This window comes from Cellulomonas sp. FA1 (assembly GCF_000986825.1).
Lineage (GTDB): Bacteria > Actinomycetota > Actinomycetes > Actinomycetales > Cellulomonadaceae > Cellulomonas > Cellulomonas iranensis.
Genome location: NZ_LBMY01000001.1, coordinates 2,625,109 through 2,643,422, shown reverse-complemented (window position 1 = coordinate 2,643,422; position 18,314 = coordinate 2,625,109). Strand labels below are relative to the sequence as shown.

11 protein-coding genes are annotated in these 18,314 nt (G+C 68.9%); 10 read left to right on the top strand and 1 reads right to left on the bottom strand.

Features of this window, described 5'->3' with window-relative positions; translation table 11 throughout:
* Nucleotides 1–36 precede the first annotated feature (36 nt).
* The 4 genes from GY42_RS11880 to GY42_RS11865 all read left to right on the top strand — a co-directional run bounded on the left by GY42_RS11880 (nucleotide 37) and on the right by GY42_RS11865 (nucleotide 4,250).
* Nucleotides 37–585, top strand: coding sequence for a hypothetical protein (locus GY42_RS11880; RefSeq protein WP_046529480.1), 549 nt, complete (start codon nucleotides 37–39; stop codon nucleotides 583–585).
* The gene (locus GY42_RS11875) at nucleotides 582–1,574 is read left to right on the top strand and encodes a hypothetical protein (protein WP_046529479.1); all 993 of its coding nucleotides are present in this window, start codon (nucleotides 582–584) and stop codon (nucleotides 1,572–1,574) included. Before GY42_RS11880 ends, GY42_RS11875 begins: the two co-directional genes overlap by 4 nt.
* A gap of 49 nt (nucleotides 1,575–1,623) precedes the next feature.
* A complete protein-coding gene (locus tag GY42_RS11870) occupies nucleotides 1,624–2,247 on the top strand; it encodes a DUF6308 family protein (RefSeq protein ID WP_082131510.1) in 624 nt (207 codons plus the stop codon).
* A 263-nt stretch (nucleotides 2,248–2,510) separates the two neighbouring features.
* Nucleotides 2,511–4,250 (top strand): ATP-dependent nuclease, encoded by a 1,740-nt coding sequence (locus GY42_RS11865; protein ID WP_152667291.1) that lies wholly within the window; start codon nucleotides 2,511–2,513, stop codon nucleotides 4,248–4,250.
* Between the two features lie 255 nt (nucleotides 4,251–4,505).
* Here the strand turns inward: GY42_RS11865 and GY42_RS11860 are convergent, their stop codons facing one another.
* A complete protein-coding gene (locus tag GY42_RS11860; protein WP_082131508.1) occupies nucleotides 4,506–5,549 on the bottom strand; it encodes a DNA cytosine methyltransferase in 1,044 nt (347 codons plus the stop codon).
* Between the two features lie 154 nt (nucleotides 5,550–5,703).
* On the opposite strand from GY42_RS11860, the gene GY42_RS11855 reads away from it, so the two are divergent.
* From GY42_RS11855 to GY42_RS11830, 6 genes are all read left to right on the top strand, one after another.
* Nucleotides 5,704–6,159: a very short patch repair endonuclease gene (locus tag GY42_RS11855; RefSeq protein WP_330217850.1), complete on the top strand. Its 456-nt coding sequence runs from the start codon at nucleotides 5,704–5,706 to the stop codon at nucleotides 6,157–6,159.
* 95 nt (nucleotides 6,160–6,254) lie between these two features.
* A complete protein-coding gene (locus tag GY42_RS11850) occupies nucleotides 6,255–9,050 on the top strand; it encodes a DUF1156 domain-containing protein (protein WP_046529476.1) in 2,796 nt (931 codons plus the stop codon).
* 50 nt (nucleotides 9,051–9,100) lie between these two features.
* The gene (locus GY42_RS11845) at nucleotides 9,101–12,475 is read left to right on the top strand and encodes a Swt1 family HEPN domain-containing protein (protein WP_046529475.1); all 3,375 of its coding nucleotides are present in this window, start codon (nucleotides 9,101–9,103) and stop codon (nucleotides 12,473–12,475) included.
* The gene (locus GY42_RS11840) at nucleotides 12,472–14,037 is read left to right on the top strand and encodes an ATP-binding protein (RefSeq protein ID WP_046529474.1); all 1,566 of its coding nucleotides are present in this window, start codon (nucleotides 12,472–12,474) and stop codon (nucleotides 14,035–14,037) included. The genes GY42_RS11845 and GY42_RS11840 overlap by 4 nt, the downstream gene beginning before the upstream one ends.
* Nucleotides 14,034–15,026, top strand: coding sequence for a PD-(D/E)XK motif protein (locus GY42_RS11835; protein WP_046529473.1), 993 nt, complete (start codon nucleotides 14,034–14,036; stop codon nucleotides 15,024–15,026). The genes GY42_RS11840 and GY42_RS11835 overlap by 4 nt, the downstream gene beginning before the upstream one ends.
* Entirely contained in the window at nucleotides 15,019–18,042 is a 3,024-nt protein-coding gene (locus GY42_RS11830; protein ID WP_046529472.1) for a Z1 domain-containing protein, read from the top strand. Before GY42_RS11835 ends, GY42_RS11830 begins: the two co-directional genes overlap by 8 nt.
* The last annotated feature ends 272 nt before the right edge of the window (nucleotides 18,043–18,314 follow it).

The window sequence follows — 18,314 nt, the reverse complement described above, 5'->3', positions numbered from 1 at the left end:
CGGTCCGAACGGTCGTCGCGCCGAGGGAGGCGCCGGGTGGGCGACGATCTGCAGCGGTCCGACGTGACACTGGTCCCACTCGACGACGGGGGACGCGTGGCCGTCTTCGCCGCGGACGTCGAGCGTGCACGCGCGGTGGTGGCGGCGCTGGCGCAGCCATCCGCGTCCGAGCAGGCGGGGCACGGGCTCGCTGCTGTGGGCATGACGGGCGCTGCCGCCTCGGCCGTCGGGTCCGGTGTGCAGGGCATCGCGCAGCTGCACGGGGTCGTGCAGCTCGCCCCGCACACCCTCGCACAGCTGCACGCCGGAGCCCGACTGATGACCTCCGGCGGCTGGGCCCTCGGGACGGTCGTCGGCCAGAACGGCCAGATCGTCGGCAACGCCGCCTTCACGGCCGTGGGCGCGGGCACGTCGATGGCGACGATGGCAGCCACGATGGGCACAAGCGTCGCGCTGGCCGCCGTGCAACTCCAGCTCGTCCGCATCCAGCAGGCGGTCGAGCAGGTCGCCGCCCGCGTCGAGGTGCTGCTCGGCGAGACCCGCGAGTCCGGTCGGCGGAGATCGAGACGCGCATCGACCGCGTGATCCGCGAGTCGCGGTGGGCGCTCGAGCTCGGTCACGTCCCGCCGACGATGGTCGACGAGCTGCGCGGCGACGGGCACGCGCTCGAGGCGTACTGCCGCAGCACCGTGCGGCTGCTCGCGCAGCGGGTCGACGGGCTCGGGCGCGGCAAGGCCGCCAGCAGGCAGGATGCGCTGCAGCAGGAGGCGGGCCAGATCGCCCGTGACGTCGTGAACCTGCACGCCGCGGCCGACTGCTGGCTGGGCTACGAGCTGCTGCGTGCGTCCGCGGTCACGGTGACGTCGCCGGCGTACGCCGCGCAGATCGCCGCCGACGCCGCCGAGCGCACCGACGAGTGGCGGCAGCGCGCGGCGGAGCAGATCGCCGTGCTGCAGCAGCGGCTCCGACGCATCGACGCCGCACCCGGGAAGGGGTTCAACCCGCGCACCAAGCGCACCGTGCGCGAGCTCGCGCGTCAGCTCGCCGAGGCGGTCGCGACCGCGATCCCCGCCGTCGAGCCGCCCGTGCCGGAGGCCGCCGACCTCCTGGGCCTTCGTGACGATCAGCGCGAGCGACTCCTCCAGGAGCTGCGCTGGCGTCTCGACGACGGTGCGCTGCTGCTGCTCGCGGGCGTCGCGATCCCGCGCATGTCCGACGTCGGCGGCATCGACGTCGCACGTGCCGCGCTCCGCTCGGTCGGTGCGCGCGACGGTTTCGTCGCCGTGCGGGGCGCGCGGGTGCTCGTCGGAGTGGTGAAGGACTTCGTCGAGGACGGATCACTCCTGGTCGACGTGCCGCGCGGTGCGTGCGTGGTCTCCGGTGTCGAGGACGACGGCGACGGCGTGTTCACGCTCGGGTCCGACGACGAGCGCGTGCGTGTGCTCCCGCTCGACGCCGAGCGCCGCATGGCCCCGTCGCTGCTGCGGCACCGGGTGCAGCGGGCGGTGGATTTCGTGCCGTACGCGGCGCTGGGCGGCGGAACCAGCGAGCCGGTAGCACTCCGGCAGGACTGATCCATGCCCGTCGAGAAGACCGGAGGCGCACGTGCGTGTGAGTGACCGAGTGACCGACCTGCTCGCGCCCGACTGTGAGGGGGAGGCCGTCCGCCTCCTGCAGACCTACTTCGCGCCGCGACCGCAGGGTCGGTTCAGCGGCGCGTACTTCGAGCGGCTGGGCGGTGGCGGCGACCGCCCGGAGGTGGCGGACACCTTCACGGCGGACGACCTGGTCGCGGTCTCGCTGCTCGCGGTGGAGATCGGTGGCGACGCCGCGCTCGACCTGCTCGTCACGCGGCGCGACCGGCTCGAGGCGCTGCTGCGGGAGATCCCGCGGGACGTCGCGCTCGCGGATCTCACCGCGGACGAGGTCGGTGACGCGTGGACCGTGCGGCCCCTCTACCGCGAGCTCCTGTCGATCCGCGGGCTCGGCGAGACGAGCGTGACCAAGCTGCTCGCGCGCAAGCGACCGCACCTGGTGCCGATCCTCGACTCTGTCGTGGCCGAGGAGCTCGGGGTCGTGAAGGGCCGCTACTGGAGCCCCCTGCACGCCTGGCTCGTGGCCGACGACCGTCGGATGCACAGTCGGCTCGAGGCGTTGCGGGAGCGCGCGGGGATCGGGGCGGACATCTCGGCGCTGCGGGTGTTCGACGTCCTCGTGTGGATGGTGGGGAAGGGGTATGACCGGTAGCCGGTTGCTCCCCTGCCTTTGAGGGCGCGCACCGGGCCGTCGGCCTTCACGGCGGGGTGAACCGTTTCGCTCGAACTGACTCGGGAGACTCGGGAACTCGTGCAGGACTCATGACCACGGCAACCGTTGCTCCTGCAACGGTCCCGACGGTCCTCGTGAGGTAGACGCCCCGGTTGACCCCAGTTTATTGGGCCCCGGGCGAGGGTTAGTCGGCGGGAGTGTCGTACCGACTCCTCACGACTCAGGTCTGGCAGCATGAGTCCATGATGGAACGCCTGGCCAGTCGACTCGAGAGCAATGAGTGTGAGCCCTTTATCCGACAAGTCCGGTTTCCAAATCTCAAGAACCTCGAGCCAGGGCTGACGATCAACTTCGATCATCCCCTGACTGCGCTTGTTGGTCCTAACGGCACCAACAAAACGACCATCCTCCGCGCTCTGCAGGGATGCCCCCGCGGCATGGATCTCGGCCAGCATTGGTTTGAGACTGGGCTGGACAGTGTAGAGCTGGAGGCGGCGCGATACATCCACAGTTACGCGTTGCCGAGCGGCGCCATGGCCGAGGTGATTAAGACCCGCGTGGCTCGCACCGATCGGCGGGTCGACTACTTTGAAACTCGCGCCCCGCGAATCAGTGACGGCATGCCCCCGATGCCCGACACCGTGGATCCGGTCGACGAAGGTTATCGAAGCAAAACTCGGTGGAACCCGGTGGTCAAGGAAGTGCTCTATCTTGACTTCCGCCACACGGTTCCGGCCTTCGACATCCACTTCTTGTTCAACCATGCGCACCGCGAGAACTCAATAGAAAAGAAGAAGGCGTTGGTTCGCAGGCGATCGAGGAGGCTCGCGGAAGCGATCGCGCAGCGTTCCGGGTCGTATGAGTTCTACGGGCGTGACCGAATCCTCGAGCCTGTGGAGGAGCTTTCTAGTGGAGAACTAGAAGCGGTGTCAAGGATCCTCGGAAGAGACTATGAGTCGATTCAGATCGTGGCGCACGATTTTTTCGACGTCGAGGGGAGGACTGCGCTAATTCGCGCTCGTGGCCTCAGGTACTCTGAGGCTTTTGCGGGTAGTGGAGAATTTGCAGCGATCGTGCTGGTTCACCAGTTGTCCAAGGTGGCCGAGCGTTCACTGGTGCTGCTCGACGAACCGGAGACGTCATTGCATCCGCGGGCACAAGAAGCGCTCCTCAACCATATAGCGCGGACAGCTCTGCAAAAAGGCCTTCAGGTCGTACTGTCGACTCACTCGCCTGCGCTGGTGGCGATGTTGCCTTCCCAGTCGGTCAAGGTTCTGGACCTGGCCGAGAGTGGAAAGGTGCGGTTGGTGAGCGAAAGCGCAACGCACCGCGAAGCATTCAGCAGAATCGGTGCGAATATCGACAAAGCGGCAGTGTATGTCGAGGATGAACTGGCTCGGGAAATTCTGCTCCGTGCAGCCAGAACTAAGGGGGCAGATGCGCTTGATTCGCTGAGTATTTCCCCTATGCCCGGTGGGGCAAGCAGCATTCTTTCGTTCACTGTGCCGGTGCTGGCGGCAGCGGACGCACGTTGCATGGTCGTGCTCGACGGAGACCAAAGACCGCAGAAGGAGATCCTGCGGTCCACCGAACTCTCGGGGCCCGACGTCAGCGCACAGCTCAAGAAGATCGGGATCGCGACCCGCCTCCGCGACAGCGACGAGGGCAGTAACGCCGAGAAGCACTCCCGTCGTGAAAGACAACTGAACGACTGGTGTTTCTCTCACCTTCGCTATCTGCCCGGCGACTGCCCGGAGAATCTATTGCTAGAAATGATCGGGGAGCGGAAGCGAGATTCTTCAAAGGCTGCAAAAGAGTTCTGGCTCGACGCCGCCCGGGTTTCCCTCGGTCTTGAGAAGGAGGAGTATCCACCTGCTTCGGACGTCCTGTTCGAGCAGCGAAGAAGGCTTGCCGAGGTGCCGAACGATTCCCCTGTTCTAGCGCAGATCATAAAGATCGTTGAAGAGACTCTCTCACTGTAGAAGTCCCAGCACGGCCAAGGTTTATCGCTCGCAATTTGAATCAAGCCCTCTCTGAGTGGCGCTTCCTGCGATGGACGCCGCCGCGCACAAAGATCTGCCACAGATCTCGAGATTGCAGTGTGTTCCGCGGCGGCGCGATTCTCCTGATGGGAGGTGCTGCTGTGCCAGAAATCGGATGTGCCGGAGCCTCGGGGCATCTGCGCGATTGATGGATGTCAGCGGCCCTCACCCGCGAAACGCTTGCTTCCTTCGCCCTCAGGGGGAATAAATGAGCGACTTGCCGATCGCCTCTCCCAGCTCGAGCGGGACCGCGTTGCCGATCTGGCGGGCGATCGCCGTCTTCGATCCGACCCACTTGTAGTCGTCGGGGAATCCTTGCAGGCGCGCGGCCTCGAAGTGTGTGATCGCGCGGTCGGCCTCCGGGTGAAGATAGCGACCCTTCTCCGGCTTGAAGAACTCGGTGCGGACGGTCACGGAGGGGCGATCCCAGTACAAACGGCCCATCACGTCACCCGATCCGCTCGTGTGCTTGCGCCAGCACGGCGCTTGCAGCTCGTACGGCAGGCTGAACCGGTTCTGGCCCTCCCGGATGTGCGCGAATCGCTCGAGCGACAGCAGCGAGTAGTTGCGTCCGAGGTGCAGGTCCCGGGTGAGGAAGACGCCCGGAAGGTCGTGCCCGTCGAAGTGGTGCGTGTCGCCGGGGAGGTCGATGCCTGACCACGTGTGCGGGATGCCGCTGAGGGCCTCGCGCACGGTCCGGTGCCTCTTCGCGTGTGTCGGTTCCGGCCATGCGGGAGCGGGCAGGTCTCGGTGGTGCCCGATCAGCACGGCTCGGCGCCGGGCCTGGAACGAGCCGTAGTCGGCCGCGTTGAGCACGCGGGCTTCGAACGTGTACTCGTGGAGTCGGCCACCAGGCTCGGTCTCCTCGACGAACTGCAGGTACTGCGGTGAACGCGTGAACGCGGCCACGTTCTCGACGACGAAGTAGCTCGGACGTGCACGCAGGATCGTGCTCGCGTACTCGCGCCACAGGAAGTTGCGGTCGTCCTCGGCGTCCTGCTTGCCCAGGGTGGAGAACCCTTGGCACGGCGGACCGCCGACGATCACGTCGACCTCGGGGACGGTCCCGTCGCGCAGCCAGTCCTGGATGCGACCGACCCAGACGTCCGCGCTCGTGTGGTTCTGCGCGTACGTGGCAGCCGCCGCACGGTCGAGCTCGACGGCCTGCACACTGGTGAAGCGACCGGTCCGCTCGAGTCCAGCGGTCAGGCCGCCGGCACCGGAGAAGAGGTCGAGCACTCGGACTGTCCGTCCGTCCTCGGGAGCCTCACCGAGCGGGGGGCGCGCGGGCGCGACGGAGGGCACGTTGCTCACATCGGAGGACGATAGCCGGCCCGGCCGACATGTCGGTCACCGCCACGCGCTTGGTGAGACTCTACCGAGGGAGGTGCACGTGGAGTCGGTCACGCCCGGGCCCCACGTCGCCGTCACGACGACGCCCGCCGTCTCCGCCCGCATGGCGCGCCAGGTCCGTCGGGATACGGCGCCTGAGCTCGCACTACGCCGGGCGCTGCACGCTCGGGGGCTGCGCTATCGGGTCGACCATCCGCTCCCCGGGATGTCGCGGCGCCGGGCGGACGTCGTGCTGACGCGCGCGCGGATCGCGGTGTTCGTCGACGGGTGCTTCTGGCACTCGTGCCCGCTGCACGCGACCCTCCCGCGCTCGAACGGGCCGTGGTGGCGGGCGAAGCTCGAGCGCAACGTCGCTCGCGATCGGGAGACGGACGCGCACCTGGCCTCCCTCGGATGGTCGGTGCTGCGGTTCTGGGAACATGCGGACATGTCGGCGGCAGCCGACGAGGTGATGGCCGTCTGGCTCACCCGGCGCGCACCGGGTGAAGTGCCCTGACCTGGACGGATGTCGCCCCGGTCTTCGGTGCGCCGCCCTACGATGGCGCAGGGCGGCGTCTCGGACGGCGACGGCGCCGACGGAAGGACGTGGGTGTGACGCAGCGCCGCAAGCTCATCGAGGTGTCCCTGCCTCTGGAGGACATCAACCGCGAGTCGGCCCGGGAGAAGTCGATCCGCCACGGGCACCCGTCGACGCTGCACCTGTGGTGGGCGCGTCGACCGCTCGCGGCCGCGCGGGCCGTGCTGTTCGCGCAGCTCGTCGACGACCCCTCGTCCTTCCCGGACAGGTTCCCGACCGAGGAGGAGCAGAAGGCCGAGCGGGAGCGGCTGCATGACATCATCCGACGGCTCGTCGTCTGGGAGAACGTCGGCGACGAAGGGCTGCTGCGCGAGGCGCACGAGGAGATCCTCAGGTCCACCGACGGGAAGCCGCCCGCGATCCTCGACCCCTTCGCCGGCGGCGGCACCATCCCGCTCGAGGCGCAGCGCCTCGGCCTGGAGGCCCACGCGAGCGACCTCAACCCGGTCGCGGTGCTGATCAACAAGGCGCTCATCGAGATCCCACCGAGGTTCGCCGGGCAGCCGCCGGTGTACCCCGGCGCCGCCGACTCGCGACTCGGCGCCTGGCCCCGCGCTACCGGCCTCGCCGAGGACGTGCGCCGGTACGGAGCGTGGATGCGCGATCGTGCGCAGGAGCGCATCGGCCACCTGTATCCGGTGGCCAGCGTCCGCGCAACCGCTCACGGCGCGGATTCGGCGCCCGTGCTGCAGAATGCAAACGTTGTTGCCTGGATCTGGGCCAGGACTGCGAGGTGTCCAAATCCCGTGTGCGGAATCGCGATGCCACTGGTTCGCTCGTGGTGGCTCCGCAAGACAAACGGCAAGAATGCGTATGTTGTGCCCACGATTGTGGACGACGATTCAGCGCCCGGCGGGCGTCGGGTTCGTTTCGAGATCGGTACTGACCCAACCAAAGCTCCCTCGGGCAGTGACGACGGAACGGTATCTCGAACTTTCGCCATCTGTATTGCGTGCTCATCGCCGGTTCCTCTGACCTACGTGCGAGCGGAAGGTCGCGCAGGTCGGCTCGGCAGCGAACTCATGGCGATCGTTGCCGAAGGCCAGCGGCAGAGGGTATATCTCGCGCCGACGGAGACCCATCGGGAAGCCGCGAACATTGCGCGTCCGGACTCGACACCAGTCGGCTCATTGCCGCCACATGGGCTCAGCCCCGCAAACCCTCAGACCATCCGAATATACGGGTTCAACGAGTGGGTCGACCTCTTCACACCCCGGCAGTTGACCGCCCTCAGTGCCCTCAGCGACTTGGTCGATGAAGTGCGCTCTCGTGTCATCGCCGACGGGGGTTCTGAATCGTACGCAGACGCCGTTGCGACCTATTTGGCTTTTGCTGTTTCTGGCATGACCAATCTCTCGTCGTCGATGGTGTCGTGGGCATCGACTGGCGAGTTCGCTCGCGGCGTGTTTGCGCGGCAGGCAATCCCGATGGTCTGGGATTATTGCGAAACGGCCCCGCTTGGGACCGCGACAGGCGGTTTTATCGGTCAGGTTGAATGGGCGGCCAAGGCCTGCGCGATGGTTCCGTCCGGCGCGGCGGGAGTGGTTCAGCAAGCCGACGCTGCCGCACGTGACTATGCCGGTGTCCTCATCGCAACCGATCCGCCCTATTACGACAACATTGGCTATTCGGACCTGTCGGACTACTTCTATGTCTGGCTACGGAAAGCCTTGCGAAGGGTCTATCCCGATCTGCTCGCCACGATTCTTGTGCCTAAGGCTGAGGAGCTTGTCGCGAATCCTCACCGACACAATGGCAAGCAGGGTGCGAAAGAGTTCTTTGAAGAGGGATTCCGTCAGGTGTTCGCCCGCGCCCGCGAGAATGCGACGGACGACTACCCGATCACCGTCTACTACGCCTTCAAGCAGCAGGAACTCGAGGCGGAAGGCGTCGCGTCGACGGGGTGGTCGACGATGCTCGAGGGCATGATTCGATCAGGTTGGACCATCACAGCGACCTGGCCTGTCCGCTCAGAGCGGTCGGGACGGATGATCAGCGTCGGCGCGAACGCCCTAGCGTCGTCCATCGTCCTCGCACTACGGCCGCGCCACGTGACTGCCGAGACGACGAACCGGCGCGGGTTCCTCGCCGCTCTCAAGGCCGAGCTTCCGGCGGCCCTCGAGGAGATGCGGCAAGGTGCCATCGCGCCGGTCGACCTGGCGCAGGCGACGATCGGCCCGGGCATGGCCGTGTTCTCGCGGTACGCGCGGGTCGTCGAGGCGGACGGCTCGGTGATGACCGTGCGGACCGCACTGCAGCTCATAAACCAGGCGTTGGACGAGGTGCTGGCCGAGCAGGACGGTGACCTCGACGCCGATACCCGGTTCTGCCTGGCGTGGTACGCGCAGTACGGGTGGACCCGCCGGCCCTACGGCGAGGCGGACGTCCTCGCGCGGGCGGTCAACACGTCGGTCGGGGGCATGGGGCGCGGCGGTGTCCTGGTGTCGCGCGAGGGTCAGGTGGCGCTGCGGCGCCCCGCGGACCTGCCCGCGTCGTGGAATCCCGAGGCGGACGACCGCATCTCGGTGTGGGAGGTGACCTGCCACCTCGCGCGCGCGCTGACCACGACCGGGGTCGAGGCAGCCGCTCGGCTGCTCGCCGCGGTCACGCGGCGCGGCGGGATCGACGCCGACGCGGTCCAGCGGTTGTCCTATCGGCTGTACGAGCTGGCGCAGCACAAGCACCCGGAGGACGCCGGGCTGTTCAATGCGGTCGGTACCGAGTGGTCGGCGCTCACGGAAGCGGCCCGACGTGCCGAGACACAGGGTGACCAGGGCGCGCTCGGTTTCGACCTCGGGCTCGACGGATGACGGACGTACGACGTCCTGCCGTGTCGCGGTGCCGGAACAGGGGGTAGACGATGGCGGTCAGCAACATCGACCAGGTGGGACGTGGGCTCGACGTGCTCGCAGCGGGGCTCGGGCCGTTCGTCGCCCGGGTCCTCCGGCCCTACGTGCCCGCCGGACATGACTGGACCGCCCTGCTCGCGGCCAAGGACGCCGTCAACGGTGCCGCGGGCAGGACGTACTCGCCCACGGACCCGCAGAACCAGCTCCGTGTGCTCACCGAACGTATGGGCGAGCTCGGGTTCCCCTTCTCCGACGAGCTATCGCGGGCCGAGCAGAATCTCGCCGGAGAGCTGCGGGCCGTCCGCGACACGTGGGCGCATCGCGGTGCCTTCACGTCCGACGACGCGTACCGGGCGCTCGACACGATGGAACGGCTTCTCCGAGCCGTCGGTTCCCGCGATGAGGCCGAGCGGGTCAAGGCGCTGCGCCTCGACGTCCAGCGCGCCGCATACGAGAACGAGACGAGGCGAACCGTCAAGGCTGCCGCGGCCACGCCCGACACGGCAGACGCCGAACTGCCGCCATGGCGGACGGTGCTCGAGCCGCACCCGGACGTGCGTGCCGGCACGTTCGCCGCGTCGGAGTTCGCCGCCGACCTGTACCGGGTCGCGACGGGCGCGGACGACCTCGAGACCGAGTACGCCGACCCGATCGAGTTCTTCCGACGCACCCACCTGACGGGTGGACTGCGCGACCTCCTCGTCCGAGCGGCGTCCCGGGTCACCGGCGACCCCAACGCCAACGCGATCATCAACCTGCAGGACCGCTTCGGCGGCGGCAAGACCCACTCCATGCTCGCCGTCTGGCACCTCATGTCGGGGCGGCCGCTCACGGACTTCCCCCAGGACGTCCAGGACCTCGTCCGCGGTGTCGACCCCACCGGGCTGAAGGTGCGCCGCGTCGCGCTCGTCGGCAACGAGATCCCGGCCGGGCAGGCGACCCGCAAGCCGGATGGGACCGAGGTCCGGACCCTCTGGGGCGAGCTCGCGTGGCAGCTCGGTGGCGCCGAGGCGTACGCGAAGGTCGCCGACGCCGACCGGACCGGCACCAGCCCCGGTGCCATCCTTCGGGATCTGTTCGCCGCCTACGGGCCCGCCGTCGTGCTGGTCGACGAGTGGGTGGCGTACGCCCGGCAGCTGCACGGCCGTGAGGAGCTCGTCGGCGGGTCGTTCGAGACCCAGTTCACGTTCGCTCAGGCACTCACTCAGGCGGCCGCAGCCGTCCCGGGCACGCTGCTCCTCGTCTCCATCCCGGCCAGCGACGCCCGCCTCGACGGCCGCGACGGCCAGGCGGACTCGAGCGCCTCCGATCTCGAGGTCGGCGGCGCACACGGTCGGCTCGCGCTCGACCGCCTCAACCACGTCGTGCGTCGCGTCGCGCACGCGTGGGAGCCGGCCACGCCTGACGAGTCCTTCGAGATCGTCCGGCGCCGGCTGTTCCGCGACCCCGACAACGCCGCCTCGGTGACGATCAACGCCGTCGCGCGCCGGTTCGTGGAGTACTACCGCCAGCACGGCCCGGAACTGCCCTCGGGTGTGACCGACCGCGCGTACGAGGAGCGCATCCGCGCGGCGTACCCCATCCACCCCGAGCTGCTCGACCGTCTCTACACCGACTGGTCGACGCTCGAGAAGTTCCAGCGCACCCGCGGCGTGCTGCGCCTCATGAGCACGGTGGTGCACCACCTGTGGGAGCGCAACGACCCGTCGCCGCTCATCATGCCCGGCTCGATCCCACTCGACACCGGCGGCGCGCGAGGAGAGCTCGTCCAGTACATCGACCCGCGCTGGGCCGAGATCGTGGAGTCCGACATCGACGGGGACAACGCCGTCGCCCGTCGCATCGACGCCGACCGCCCGCTCCTCGGCCGACGGGGGACCACGCTGCGCGTGGCGCGCACGCTCTTCGTCGACTCCGCACCGACGCTCGAGGCCGCTCGCAAGGGCGTGGACCGCAAGCGGGTCGCGCTCGGTGTCGCCATGCCCGGGGACGTCGTGGGCAACCTCGGGACCGCGCTCGAGGCGCTCGTCAACGCCTCGAGCCACCTGTTCCGGGACGGCGAGCGGTACTGGTACGACACCCAGCCCTCGCTCAACAGGCTCGCGGCGGAACGGGCCCGCGACCTCCCCCTGGACATGGTCCACGGTGAGGTCGTCGCTCGCCTGCGGCGCGCCTCCAGCGGCCCGGCCCCGGACTTCGCGGGGGTGGTCGTCGCGCCCGAGACCTCTGCCGACGTCGCCGACGAGACGGGCACCCGGCTCGTCGTGCTCCGCCCCGAGCACCGGCACAACGGCAAGGACAAGGACAGCCCGGCGGCCGCGTTCGCTCTCGACCTCGTCCGGACGCGCGGGACGGCGTCGCGTCTGCGGCAGAACTCCGTCGTCGTCCTCGCGGCAGACGACGCGCGCTGGCGGGACCTGGAGAGCACGGTGCGGCAGCACCTCGCGTGGCGGTCGATCGCGGAGGACGTCTCGCTCGACCTCACGCAGAGCAACGCGCAGCAGGCCCGCAAGCGCACCGAGGAGACGAACCGCACGATCGACGACCAGGTGTTCGCGACCTGGATGTGGGGCCTGCACGCGACGCAACCCGCCCCCGACGCCGAGATGACCATCGCCCAGGTCAAGTGTGACGGGGCCGATCGATCCCTCGCCGTGCGGACCGGTCGCAAGCTCGTGAGTGCCGGTGGGTTGGCCACGCAGCTGGCGCCCGCCGCGTTGAAGGTCGAGCTCTCGGGGAGCCTTCGTGCCCGCTGGAACACCGGGCACGTCTCCGTGGGAGAGCTGTGGGACTGGTTCACCCGGTACCCCTATCTCGCGCGTCTGCGGGACCGGCGCGTGCTCGTCGAGTCACTGCTCGACGTGCTGCACGACCCCGCCTGGGCCGAGCGGGGCTTCGCACTCGCGACCGGCGTCGACGCGAACACAGGCGACTACACGGGGCTGGCGGTTCCGCTGGAGGACTTCGACTTCGGGCCGGTCGACGACAGCACGCTGCTCGTGCGGCCGGAGCTCGCGACCGAGCAGAGGATCCGCGAGAGGCAAGCTCCCTCCCCGGTGCTCGACGACCTCCCGCCTGGACCCGGACCTGGTCCCGCGCCCGGGCCGGGCCCACGCCCGGGACCCGACCCCACACCTCCGGCGAGGTCGAACGTCCGTTGGACCGGCCGCTTCGACCTCGACCCGACGTCCCCGATCGAGGCGCGGCTGGCGCAGATCGCGCGGGAGGTCGTCGAGGCGCTGCGCGGAGCCGGGCCGGACGTTCTCGAAGTGACGCTCGACGTGACGGCCGAGAAGTCCGACGGCTTCGATGCGAACGTCGTACGGACCGTGACCGAGAACAGTCGCGTCCTGGGTGCGAGCAGATCACGGTTCGAGGACGCATGACGCGATCGTCGCGTCCGGCGCCCGTCCAGACGCGACGGGTCGACCCCGACCCTTCCATCACGTCCGCCATCGGGCGGCACCACTCGCTGACGACGGCGATCGCCGATCTCGTCGACAACAGCATCGACGCCGGGGCCCGGCACGTGCTCGTCCGGTTCCTGCAACGCGAGGAGCGCACCACAGGGCTGCTCGTCATCGACGACGGCAAGGGGATGGACAGTGCGGCCGTCGACGACGCCATGGCGTACGCGCGGCGGCGGGAATACGAGGGGGGCGAGCTCGGCCACTTCGGCATCGGCCTCAAGGCCGCGTCGCTCAGCCAGGCGGACCGCATGTACGTGTGGGCGCGGAGGTGGGGCGCGCCGCACGTCGGGCGTGGGCTCGCGCGTGACACCCTCGACTCGGGTCCGATGGTGGAGGAGTTCTCCGCCGCCGACGCACGCGCACGGTACGACGAGCCGATCACCACTTTCTCCCGTGAGACAGGAGCGGTGGTCGAGTGGCGCGACGTGCGGACGTTCCTGCAGTCGCCCGACGTCGACGAGCAGCGCAACTGGATCGAGTCGCAGGTCGAGAGCGTCCGTCGACACCTGGGTCTCGTGCTGCACCGGATCCTGGCCCGCGGTGACGTCACGGTCGGCATCGACGTCGTCGACGAGGACTACCCCGACTTCGGGGGCGTCGAGCGCTCCGTCGAGCCTCTCGACCCCTTCGGGTATCGGGCCTCCGGCTCCCCGGACTACCCGGACGACCTCCTTCTCGACGTGGGGGGCGTCTCGTCATCGGCGCGCCTCCACGTGTGGCCGGCGCGCGCGGACGACCCGGGATGGGTGCTCGGAGGCGCCGGGACGACCCAGACGCAGGGCCTGTACGTCTACCGCCACGACCGGCTCCTGCAGGCGGGCAGCTGGAACGGTCTGACCGCGGCCTCGCGTGATCTGGCACAGGCACGGGTGGCCCTGGACATCGACGCGGCGCTTGAGCCGCACGTCGTCATCAACGCCGAGAAGACCGGCGTGGTGCTGGACGCCGCGCTCACCGCAGCGTTCGAGGCGGCGCGGACGGCGGACGGGCGTTCGTTCCGGGACTATCTCGACACTGCTCGCTCCGGCGCACGTGAGGCACGTCGGCGCAACCCCCGCCCGCTCCGGCTGCCCGAGCCGGACCGTGGGCTCCCACACGCGCTCGTCGACGCGATCGGGGAGAACGCCGAGCTGCACGAGGGGCAGGACGCCGTCAGCGTCCGGTGGCGCCTGCTCATGGACGACCAGGTCTTCGAGGTCGACGTCGACGCCCGCACGCTCTGGCTCAACACCCGTTACCGGTCCGTCCTCGGGGGGCGGCCGGGCGGACGCACCGACGACGCTCCGATCGTCAAGACCCTGCTGTACCTGCTCGTCGGGGAGCACGCGCTCGGCTCCTACGCCGGACGCAAGGAACGGGCCTACGCCCACGCCTACAACGCGCTTATGCTCGCCGCCATCCGGTCCGAGCAGGAGAACCACGCGCAGTCGACAGGCCGTCACGCGCTGCCACAGCGCCACGAGGAGGACGAGCGATGACCGAGGGCCACGCAGACGTCGCCCACCTGACCGCCGAGTCGCTCGAGACATACATGGCAGCGGGCGTGCCGACCACGCACGTCCTGTCCGGCTCCCCGCGGTACGAGCTGGAGTTGGACCCCGCCGCACAGCGCTACCGCCTCATGACCCCGGTGGACGGCCACGAACCGGCGGTGGCGGGCTACCGACGCGTCTCGGTCGAGACCCTCTCGACCGAGGACGGGCCGTGGTACCAGCTGGAGATCGACGCACGCGACCTCCATCACGAGGCCTACGGCATGGTCGTGTCGATCGTGTCCACCGTCCGCGGCGGGGCGACGTTCGCCACGGCGGTGGAGACCGTGCTGGAGCGGATGCGCGCCGTGCTCGCGTCGCGGCGCAGGTTGTCACCGGACCAGGAGGTCGGGCTGCTGGGCGAGCTGCTCGTCGTGCGGCACCTGCTCGCGACCTGCGACGGCGCCGATGTCATCGACTGGTGGCTCGGGCTCCTCGGCGAGCAGCACGATCTCGGCCTGCCTGACTTCGACGTCGAGGTCAAGACGACGTCGGCGGAGCGTCGTGTGCACGTCGTCCACGGCGAGCGCCAGATGGAGGCCACCCCGGGCCGTCCGCTGTGGCTCCTGTCGATCCAGGTGACGCGCGCGGGAGGTGCGCGCGGACTCGGGCTCCCCGAGCTGGTCGCCGACCTGCGACGACGTGTGCCGCACACCCACAGGGAGAGTCTCGCGGTCCACCTGCACGGCGTCGGCTGGCGGGACGAGGACGCGGACCTCTATCCCGACCGCTACATCCTGCGGAGCACGCCCGCGGCCTTCGAGGTCGACGACGACTTCCCGGCCATCACCCCTGCTCGCCTGTCCGGCGTGGTGCCGCACCTGGAACTCATCAGCGATCTCCAGTACCGCCTCGACCTCTCGGCACGCGCGCCCGGAGACCCGGGAGAGCCGCTGGCCGCCTTCCTCACCCGCCAGGAGATCACCGATGGCTGACCTGTACGCCGCGGCCGTGACCCGCGTGCTCAAGGGCATGCAGGGATTCGCGCCCGAGCCCCTGCTCGACGAGGTGAACCACCGGCTGCGCCGGGACGAGCTCGTCCTCGACGAGCCGGGTCTCGTCGACGTGCTTCTCGGAGGAGACCCGAACGACCCCGTGCGGGTGGCCTTCCACATCCAGCTGGCGCGCTGGGAGGCGCTGGAGTCGGCGCCCTGGGCCACGGATGCCGACGGGTTGCCGACGCTCCCAGGCACGCTCGACCGCCGCCGGACGGTGCTGCGTGAGCTCGACCTCGGTGAGACGTCCGCCGCACGTCTCACCGACGCCTTCCCGCTGCACGAGTCGCAGACCACCGTCATCGTCGACGCGGACTGGGACCCGTGGTACACCGACGACCGGGCGGCCGAGCGGACGTTCTACTGGGACGCCTACCGCGGTGTGCTCGAGCAGAAGATGGACGCGTTCGCGGTCGATCGTCTCGACGCGGCGACGCGGGAGGTCGTCGGGCGCCTGGCGGACCCGACACGTGAAGCCCCGTACCAGTCCCGTGGGCTGGTCGTCGGGCACGTGCAGTCGGGCAAGACCGCCAACTTCACCGGGGTGATCGCGAAGGCCGTCGACGCTGGCTACCGCCTCGTCATCGTCCTCACCGGGACGATCGAGATCCTGCGCAGCCAGACCCAGCGCCGCATCGACATGGAGCTGGTCGGGGAGGAGAACATCCTCGGAGGGATCCCCCGCGACGACGAGCACCTCCTCGCCGACGTCGACTACGCGGGCGTGCGCGACCGCGACTGGGTCGACGGCAAGTTCCTGCGTCACGGGGCCCGGCCGGGGGACCTCGGGGCGCCCGAGATCCGCCGCCTGACCCGCTCCACGTGGGACTACCGCAGTCTGCAGGCCGGTCTCTCGGCACTCGACTTCCGCGTCGGGAACGAGCTCGCCGTCCCGGCGAAGCGCCTGTGGCACCCGGACAACCTGTTCGGCTCCGACGTGCGGATCGCCGTCGTGAAGAAGAACAAGTCGGTGCTCGACAAGCTCTTGGACGACCTCGGACGTATCCACGCCGACCTCGGTGAGATCCCGACCCTCATCATCGACGACGAGGCCGACCAGGCATCCGTGAACACCCGCAAGCAGAAGACACCGAGCGCGGAGGACAAGGAGCGCTCCGAGATCAACAAGAAGATCGCGAAGCTGCTCGGCGTGCTCAAGCGTGCCCAGTACGTCGGATACACAGCCACACCGTTCGCCAACGTCTTCGTCGACCCCGACGACTCCGAGGACATCTTCCCGAAGGACTTCATCGTCAGCCTCGAGCCGCCGCGCGCGTACATGGGGGGCAGGGACTTCCACGACCTCGACCTGTCCGAGGACGACGAGAGGACGGTCGCGACCTCGAACGAGAGAGCGTTCGTCCGTGGCTTGTATGCGGCGCCCGACGACGACCCGGAACGGCACGCAGAGATGCTGCGCGCACTCGACTCCTACGTGCTGTCCGGTGCCATCAAGCTGTGGCGGGCCGCTCAGGGAAGCAGTGTGCCGACACGCCATCACACGATGCTCGTCCACGAGTCCGTCCGGACCGACAAGCACGACGATCTCGCCGAGGAGATCCACACTGTATGGAGACGCGGCGCCTACAGCCAGCCCGCCGGGCAGAGGCGCCTGCACGACCTGTGGCGCGACGACTTCGTCCCGGTGAGTCGTGCACGCGCGGGCGACCAACCGGTGCCCGAGGACTTCGGGTCGCTGCGTCCCTACATCGGGCAGGCCATCGACAGGATCGAGCGTGGCGCCTCCCCGATCGCCGTGGTCAACGGCAACAAGGAGGCGGACTACGCGCAGCCCGACCTCGACTTCCAGCGTCGTGACGTCTGGAAGATCCTCGTGGGTGGGGCCAAGCTCAGCCGCGGGTTCACGGTCGAGGGGTTGACTACCTCGTACTACACACGGCGCACCCAGGCTGCGGACACCCTCATGCAGATGGGGCGGTGGTTCGGATACCGGCAGGGATACCGCGACCTCGTGCGCCTGTTCGTCGGCCGCGCAGTCCCCGGCCCACGGGGTACGAAGGTCGATCTCTATCGGGCCTTCGAGGCGGTCGTCCGAGACGAGGAGGACTTCCGGGAGGAACTGAGGGGCTACCAGGGCGTCGACGAGACCGGAAGGCCTCGAGTCACGCCCGTTCAGGTTCCTCCCATGGTGTTCCAGTCGCTCCCCGGCCTCAAGCCCACCGGAGCAAACAAGATGTACAACGCCGTGCTCGTCTCGAAGGGGGAGGGTGGGACGGTCAAGGACTTCTTCCAGCAGCCGGTGCGCAGTTCCCACGTGAACGCGGCACACTTCCGTGCCGTGCAACCGCTGTTGGATGCCGTCACACAGTCCGGAACCTTCTTCTCCGGGACTTTCGGGCTTTACGAGGCCGACTACGGAATCGTCGCCGCCGACCTCGTACGTGAGGTCCTCGACCAGTTCCGCTGGAACCCAAAGTTCGACTTCGCGCCGACCACGCATTTCCTCGACCAGGCATACGCCGAGGGGGCCCTCGTGGACTGGGCTGTGCTCGTGCCGCGGCTCAAGGGCAAGTCCGTCGTGCGTCGTCGGATCGGCGACCGGACGGCGCCTCTGACAGTCCTCGAACGCAACCGTCGCCCGGAGCGCGAGTGGATGTTCTCGGGAAGCTCGCCGCGCCAGCGTGAGGCCATGAAGATCATCTCGGGTGGCACGGTCCCCGCCGACCACCCGGACCCGCGCATGGCCGACTTCGCGGCCCGGTACCCGGACGCAGTGCGCCTCCACACGCCCACGCGTGGTGCACTGCTGCTCACGTTTGCCGCCGACGGGCCGTCCGGGAAGTCGCTTCCCGAGGACCTCCCTGACCCGGCACCTGCCGCCGACGTCGCCACGCTCTTCTCGTTGGCTTTCCCCAAACTGGCCGCGCCACGCGGTCGTATCGGATTCACGGTCAAGGTCAGGGGCGGGGGCACGATCGTCGACGTAGTCGGATGAGCGGCATACGTGCCTAGGCGCGCTGGCTCCTGTCAGGCGTTCCCATTGCTGTCGCCTGGGTTGCCGACTGGAGGCTGACCATCAGTGACGGATGGAGTTGGGGGCAGGGGCGAACTCCCTGTCACCCGGTTGAGGCGTGGAAGCGGTGACGTCGCGGGACCGGGCTGAGTTCTCGGAAGGCCGCGCGGTTCCGGCGACCAGCCATCGTGGGCGGATGGAAGACGGCGTGGCAACTGCCCGCCCAGTCGTTGCGCCCATGAGTGCAACTCCGC

Coding starts and splice junctions, on each gene's coding strand:
- GY42_RS11865 (WP_152667291.1), top strand. CDS start 2,511: ATGATGGAACGCCTGGCCAGTCGACTCGAGAGCAATGAGTGTGAGCCC.
- GY42_RS11845 (WP_046529475.1), top strand. CDS start 9,101: ATGGCGGTCAGCAACATCGACCAGGTGGGACGTGGGCTCGACGTGCTC.
- GY42_RS11840 (WP_046529474.1), top strand. CDS start 12,472: ATGACGCGATCGTCGCGTCCGGCGCCCGTCCAGACGCGACGGGTCGAC.
- GY42_RS11835 (WP_046529473.1), top strand. CDS start 14,034: ATGACCGAGGGCCACGCAGACGTCGCCCACCTGACCGCCGAGTCGCTC.
- GY42_RS11830 (WP_046529472.1), top strand. CDS start 15,019: ATGGCTGACCTGTACGCCGCGGCCGTGACCCGCGTGCTCAAGGGCATG.